Here is a 6638-nt window from a genome sequence, read left to right on the forward strand (position 1 = left end):
AATAAGACGGCGCCCTCCATCCAGAAGGCGCCATCTTATTAATTATCCGCTAAATGACTGAAAAGCTTGTAACTTCTGCTCAAGTGAGTAGAATGATGCGCCTCACCTGTTGGTGACGTTCGTTATGGTGGTCCTGCCGGTCCCCCCGCAACGATCAGCCGTGAACCCGGTCAGGTCCGGAAGGAAGCAGCCGTAGCGGTGACATCGTGTGCCGGGGTGTGGCTGGTGGGGCCACCTCCATTCTTAAAGCGTTCAGCTTGACTCTCTAATCAACTTCTCGAATTTGCTGCTCTTACGGGCAGATATTCTCGCGTTTAGCAATAGTCTTTTGCCATGAAGGCACTTTGCTACCGCTCGTCTGTCTGTCACAATTTTTCACGCTTAAGATTGAATTAATTAACGTATTTCATTTCTACAGCGTGACGTAGGTCCTAGTTGTACTGCAGCGCTTGTCTGTATGTGTTGTTCTGACCTGCTTGTCAAAGAATATTGTTCAGCGTGCATCCAGTAGTCCTTTCTACAAAAGGATGAGGAAAGGGCTGCAATAATAAAATTCAAAGGATGAGCAAAAAATGGAAAGCATCCAGACATCAGTATCCCCAGAAGAGCCTGTTTCATTCGTATCTATCATTCAGAAAACTGTGCAGGAGGCATGGGCTGTGGTTTATGCACATGGAGGAATCATTTCGGAGTTCAACAACGAGCAGGAAGCTAAATGCGAAGCAGAGCAATGGGGCGGGGTGTGGTTCCGTCTTAACGTCTGATAGTTTTCTCTAGCATCTGTGCGGCTGATTGGCAGCTGCACAGCTGTGCGCAATAACCGCCCTCCTTATTTTTCTTTTCAGTTGCCTCGTCTAATCATATGATGATTAGAGCGCTTTCTATCAATAACAATACGTCTTTGCGCTGATCGAGCAACGGCCTTCAACAGTCGTTAAGATGCTTGTAGGTCAGAGCAGGCGAGGGCGAGGTCTGAATGTCGAATAATTTTCACGCATCAGCCGTAGATAAACTGGGTAGCTTGATCGCTTCCGGGCAATTCAAGCCTGGGGATGCGCTGAAAGTCGAGGCGGATCTTGGTGAGGAGTTGGGTGTCAGTCGAACGGTCGTGCGGGAGGCCATCAAGACACTGGTCGCCAAGGGCATGATCGAGGTGGGCCCCAAGGTGGGAAGCCGTGTATTACCTCTAAATCGGTGGAATCTCTTCGATCCCCAGGTGGTGGCATGGTTGAGTCGTGGCGGCTTGCCCGAGAATTTCGTCAAGGATCTGCTTGATTTACGGCGTGCTATTGAGCCAGTGGCTGTGCGCTGGGCTTGCGAGCGTGCAACACCTGAGCAGATCAGGCGCGTCCAGGCAGCCTATACAGCGTTGGAAGCTTCGCTTTCAGGTGGAGATTACAACAGTGCCGACCAGCACTTCCATGAGTGCGTCCTGGCGGCCAGTCACAACCAGTTCATCGAGCAAATGGTGCCCGCGCTAGGCGCCTTGCTTGCCGTTTCCTTTCAGATTTCGTCTGTCGATCCTTCAGAGTTGCAACGAACACTGCCCTTGCACAAGGAGCTGGCGGATGCCATTGCTGCGCGAGATTCCTCTTGGGGCGTTTGGGCATGCATGACGTTGATCGACAAGGCTGCTGTCACGATTTCTAAATATGCTCAGGCTAGTAGTTAGCGTGAGCTGTGCATTCATAACTACAAATAAGGATGCTTTATGGAGTGGCAACCGGTTATATCCCATCGCTTTAAATTAGCGGAAGGTCCTTTTTGGGATGAGCTCACCCAGGCGTTGTACTGGGTGGATATCGTAGGTAAGAAAGCCTGTCGACTGGAGGGGGGGCATTACTCTGAATGGCAGGTGACCGAGCCTGTTTCGGCCTTTATTCCCACGATACGCGGAGATGCGTTGCTGACCATGGTCAGTGGTGTTCACCGCCTGGATCTGGAGTCACCACCGCATGCACCTTCACTTTCACTGTTCTGCGTACCGGATCCTATTGAGGGGAACCGTGCCAATGAGGCGCGCTGCGACGCGGCAGGGAATCTGTGGTTAGGCAGCATGCAGAACAATATAGGTGAGCAGGGCGAAGACCTGCCGATCACCCGTCGTTCAGGTGGATTGTTTCATATCGGTCCTGATGCGAGGGTCACTCGTCTGGCCAGCGATATCGGCATTGCCAACACGCTACTCTGGAGTACAGAGGGGGATTGCGTTTACACCGCCGATACGCTGGAAAGCGTGATCTACCGTCATACTATTGGTGCCAAGGGGCTTGGCGAAAGAACAGTTTGGGCGCAGGCCCATGAGCGTGGTCATCCGGATGGGTCTGCCATGGATTCGCAGGGATATGTCTGGAATGCGCGCTGGGATGGCCACTGTCTGATTCGATTTGCTCCAGACGGTTGTGTCGACACGATTATAGAGCTACCGGTGTCCCGGCCCACCAGTTGTGTGTTTGGCGGACACGACCTCAAGACGCTCTATGTCACGAGTGCGGCAGGTGATCAGCCTCTGGATGGTTCTGTGCTTTATGCGCGTGTGGATGTGGCCGGGATGCCGTGCCATCGCTTCATGGGTTGACGTTAAGCGACTCGATTTGTGATCCAGCGCTTCTCTTTTTTTGATTGCTCAAGGAAGAGTTGCAGTCGGTCGAGTCCAATCATATTATGATATGACTGTTTCACCTGGCCTGTCTTATTATATCAGTCAGGTGTCAGCACAATTTGTTGCAGTACACGCTAGCTATTCAATAAAAATAAGGAGGTAGCTATGTTTCGTGGCCGTGGGATTTCTTCCCTGGTGAAATCTGCCTTGGCAGCTGGTGCGCTGGGCCTTTCGTTATCTGCGGCTTCGGTCGCCCATGCCGAAGAAGTAAAGATCGGTTTTCTCGTCAAGCAACCTGAAGAGCCTTGGTTCCAAACCGAATGGGCTTTTGCAGAAAAAGCTGCGAAAGACAAAGGCTTTACCCTCCTCAAGATTGCTGTACCTGATGGTGAAAAAACGCTTTCCGCTATCGATAGCCTGGCGGCTAACGGTGCTAAAGGCTTTGTCATTTGTCCGCCTGATGTTTCCCTCGGCCCAGCCATCGTGGCCAAGTCCAAGATCAATGGCTTGAAAGTCATGGCCGTGGATGATCGCTTTGTCGGCTCCGATGGAAAGTTCATGGAAGACGTGCCTTACCTGGGCATGGCCGCTTTTGATGTAGGGCGTCAACAGGGCGAGGCAATGGCCGCTGAAGCCAAGAAGCGCAACTGGAAGTGGGATGAAACTTACGCGGTCATCAACACCTTCAATGAGCTAGATACCGGAAAGCAGCGTACCGACGGCTCTGTAAAGGCGTTGCGTGACGCCGGTCTGCCAGAGGACCACATCATTTATGCTCCGCAAAAGACGCTGGATGTCCCCGGCAGCATGGATGCCACCAGCTCCGCACTCGTCAAGCTACCGGGTAGCGCCAAGCACCTGATCGTAGGTGGTATGAATGACAACACAGTGCTGGGTGGTGTGAGAGCGACTGAAAGTGCCGGTTTCAGTGCTGAAAACGTGATCGGAATCGGCATCAACGGTACAGATGCTATCGGTGAGTTGAAAAAGCCCAACAGCGGATTCTTCGGCTCGATGCTTCCCAGCCCACACGAAGAGGGCTACCAGACCGCCACCATGATGTACGAATGGGTGACTACCGGCAAAGAGCCGCCCAAGTACACCGCCATGGACAAGGTTACGCTGATCACACGCGAAAACTTCCAACAGGAACTCGAAAAGATCGGGCTCTGGAAATAACCGTCTCCTGCATTATCCGGTCCGCCTGACGGACTCCTTGCAACCTTGCGACGCCTGTATGGCGTCGCTTTAGGAGGTGATATGGAAGCATTACAGCAGTCGGTGCAGGGCGAAAGCCTTGCGTTCCAGGGCATTGGTAAGACGTTTCCTGGCGTCAAGGCGCTGTCCGACATCAACTTCACGGCTCGCCCCGGCTCCGTACATGCCCTGATGGGGGAAAACGGTGCAGGCAAGTCAACATTGCTCAAGATTCTGGGTGGCTATTACCAGCCCAGTAGCGGTCATCTGCGCATTGGTGATCGTGATATGGTCTTCAAGAACACGGCGGACAGTATCCGTAATGGCGTAGCCGTGATTCACCAGGAACTTCAACTCGTTCCGGAAATGACTGTGGCTGAGAACCTGTTTCTGGGTCACTTGCCGGCCCGCTACGGCATTGTTAACCGTGGGCGTCTTCGTCAACAGGCTCTGCAATTGCTGAAAGGCCTAGCGGAGGAAATCGATCCGAATACGCGCGTCGGGCGTCTGTCCCTGGGGCAACGGCAGTTGGTGGAAATTGCCAAGTCCTTGTCTCGTGGCGCCCATGTAATTGCATTCGATGAGCCCACCAGCAGCCTGTCTGCCCGTGAAACCGAGCGGCTGATGGCAATCATTGCGCGTTTGCGCGATGAGGGAAAAGTCATTCTTTATGTTTCGCACCGAATGGAAGAAGTCTTCCATATCTGCGATGCCGTCACGATCTTCAAGGATGGACGTCATGTGCGCACATTCGAGCGCATGAGTGAAACCACGCCGGATCAGCTGATCACCTGCATGGTAGGACGTAGTCTGGACGATATCTATGACTATCGTCCCCGTGAAAAGGGCGAAGGTTGTTTGAACGTATCCGGCCTAATGGGGCGTGGTCTGCAGCAGCCAGTCAGCTTTGAGGTTTGCCAGGGTGAAATCCTTGGGCTCTTCGGGCTGGTTGGAGCAGGGCGTACCGAGTTGCTCCGCCTGCTATCAGGTCTTGAACGGCACAGTGCGGGCGTGCTCAAGCTCAAGGGCGAGGCGCTGACGCTTCGCAACCCACGTGATGCCATTGCTGCTGGCATCCTGCTCTGTCCCGAGGATCGTAAGAAAGAAGGCATCGTTCCGCTGGGCAGCGTGGCCGAAAACATCAATATCAGCGCACGTCCGCGGCATGCAACCTGGAGCTGTCTGCTTCAAAGCCGCTGGGAAAAGGAAAACGCTGAAAAGCAGATCCGCGCATTGAATGTAAAAACACCTACGCCTTACCAAAAGATCAAGAACCTTTCGGGCGGTAACCAGCAGAAGGCCATCCTGGGGCGCTGGCTGTCCATGCCCATGAAGGTGTTGCTGCTGGACGAACCTACACGCGGCATCGATATCGGTGCGAAATCCGAAATCTACCAGATCATTCACTCGCTGGCGGCCAAAGGCATTGCAGTGATTGTGGTGTCGAGCGATCTCATGGAAGTCATGGGGGTTGCGGACCGCATCATGGTCATGAGTGAAGGAGCTGTAACGGGTGAGCTGGCACGTGCCGAGGCGACCGAAGAGCGTTTGCTGGAGCTCGCATTGCCCCGTACACGCGCCTGATATGTAACAAGCCTGCGTTGCCTTGAAGGCTTCGAAATACAAAAACAATTGAGGTGTTCCATGTCCACGCAAAACAACGCCTTGGCGGCACCGCGCCGTAGCTTTGATACTCGCCGTTTTATTGATGACTGGGCGATGATGCTGGCGGCCCTGGCGATCTTTGTTCTCTGTACCTTGTTTATCGATAACTTTCTTTCGCCGCTCAACATGCGAGGGCTAGGGCTGGCAATCTCCACAACGGGGATCGTCGCCTGCACCATGTTGTTCTGTCTGGCATCTGGGCATTTTGACCTGTCTGTAGGCTCGGTCATTGCCTGTGCGGGCGTCGTCGCAGCGGTAGTAATGCGTGAATTCAATAGCGTGGCGCTAGGGGTAACCGCTGCACTGGCAATGGGGTTGTGCGTAGGACTCATCAATGGGCTGGTCATTGCCAAACTCAAGATCAATGCCTTGATCACAACCTTGGCGACCATGCAGATTGTGCGCGGACTGGGTTACATCTTTTCCAACGGCAAGGCCGTAGGCGTAATGGAGGAGAAGTTCTTTATCTTTGGTAATGGTCAGATGTTTGGTGTTCCGGTGCCGATTCTGATCACACTGGTATGCATCCTGTTCTTTGGCTGGCTGCTCAACTACACCACGTTTGGACGCAACACGCTGGCTATCGGTGGTAACGAAGAAGCCGCCTTGCTGGCAGGTGTACACGTTGATCGTACCAAGATCATCATCTTTGCCATGCAGGGTGTGATCGGTGCGTTAGCGGGCGTGGTTCTGGCGTCGCGTATGACCTCCGGCCAGCCGATGATAGGGCAGGGGTTCGAGCTGACCGTGATCTCGGCATGTGTGTTGGGAGGGGTGTCGCTGGCCGGTGGTATCGGCATGATTCGTCACGTCATTGCTGGCGTGCTGATCCTGGCAGTGATCGAGAACGCCATGAACCTCAAAAATATCGACACGTTCTACCAATACGTCATCCGTGGAACGATTCTGCTGCTGGCCGTTGTAATCGACCGCTTCAAGCAGCGCTGATACCTAATGGAGACCCCACGGCACGCGTGCTGACACGTGCCGATGGGGTCGCTTTTGCCTGTGACCCGGCCTATCCCATAGATAAGAGACATCCATCATGTCCACAAAAAAGACCACCCTGCGCTCGGCCCAGTGGTTTGGCAATGCCGACAAGAACGGCTTCATGTATCGCAGCTGGATGAAGAACCAGGGCATCCCGGACCATGAGTTCCAGGGCAAACCCATC

General features: G+C 53.6%; 6 protein-coding genes and 1 other RNA gene. All 7 read left to right on the forward strand.

Going from position 1 to position 6638, the window contains the following annotated elements:
* Positions 1–134 precede the first annotated feature (134 nt).
* An RNA gene (ffs, locus tag B3729_RS09330) (signal recognition particle sRNA small type) lies at positions 135–231 on the forward strand.
* A 341-nt stretch (positions 232–572) separates the two neighbouring features.
* Positions 573–764, forward strand: a complete 192-nt coding sequence (locus B3729_RS09335; RefSeq protein WP_010794811.1) for a hypothetical protein — start codon at positions 573–575, stop codon at positions 762–764.
* A gap of 212 nt (positions 765–976) precedes the next feature.
* Positions 977–1672: a FadR/GntR family transcriptional regulator gene (locus tag B3729_RS09340; protein ID WP_286787687.1), complete on the forward strand. Its 696-nt coding sequence runs from the start codon at positions 977–979 to the stop codon at positions 1670–1672.
* A gap of 39 nt (positions 1673–1711) precedes the next feature.
* Positions 1712–2578, forward strand: coding sequence for an SMP-30/gluconolactonase/LRE family protein (locus B3729_RS09345; RefSeq protein ID WP_286787688.1), 867 nt, complete (start codon positions 1712–1714; stop codon positions 2576–2578).
* Between the two features lie 189 nt (positions 2579–2767).
* The gene (locus B3729_RS09350; protein WP_010794807.1) at positions 2768–3781 is read left to right on the forward strand and encodes a substrate-binding domain-containing protein; all 1014 of its coding nucleotides are present in this window, start codon (positions 2768–2770) and stop codon (positions 3779–3781) included.
* Between the two features lie 81 nt (positions 3782–3862).
* Positions 3863–5383 carry an L-arabinose ABC transporter ATP-binding protein AraG gene (araG, locus tag B3729_RS09355; RefSeq protein WP_073450838.1) on the forward strand — a complete coding sequence of 507 codons (1521 nt, stop codon included), beginning with the start codon at positions 3863–3865 and terminating at the stop codon, positions 5381–5383.
* A gap of 60 nt (positions 5384–5443) precedes the next feature.
* Complete coding sequence (gene araH, locus B3729_RS09360) at positions 5444–6412, forward strand: L-arabinose ABC transporter permease AraH (RefSeq protein WP_010794805.1); 969 nt, start codon at positions 5444–5446, stop codon at positions 6410–6412.
* Positions 6413–6638: the final 226 nt, after the last annotated feature.

This window comes from Pseudomonas sp. UBA3149 (genome assembly GCF_002364655.1).
GTDB lineage: Bacteria > Pseudomonadota > Gammaproteobacteria > Pseudomonadales > Pseudomonadaceae > Chryseomonas > Chryseomonas luteola.

What these genes read in the sequence shown, in the direction of transcription:
- B3729_RS09350 (WP_010794807.1), top strand. Translation starts at nt 2,768, where the DNA reads ATGTTTCGTGGCCGTGGGATTTCTTCCCTGGTGAAATCTGCCTTGGCA.
- B3729_RS09345 (WP_286787688.1), top strand. Translation starts at nt 1,712, where the DNA reads ATGGAGTGGCAACCGGTTATATCCCATCGCTTTAAATTAGCGGAAGGT.
- B3729_RS09335 (WP_010794811.1), top strand. Translation starts at nt 573, where the DNA reads ATGGAAAGCATCCAGACATCAGTATCCCCAGAAGAGCCTGTTTCATTC.
- B3729_RS09340 (WP_286787687.1), top strand. Translation starts at nt 977, where the DNA reads ATGTCGAATAATTTTCACGCATCAGCCGTAGATAAACTGGGTAGCTTG.
- araH (WP_010794805.1), top strand. Translation starts at nt 5,444, where the DNA reads ATGTCCACGCAAAACAACGCCTTGGCGGCACCGCGCCGTAGCTTTGAT.
- araG (WP_073450838.1), top strand. Translation starts at nt 3,863, where the DNA reads ATGGAAGCATTACAGCAGTCGGTGCAGGGCGAAAGCCTTGCGTTCCAG.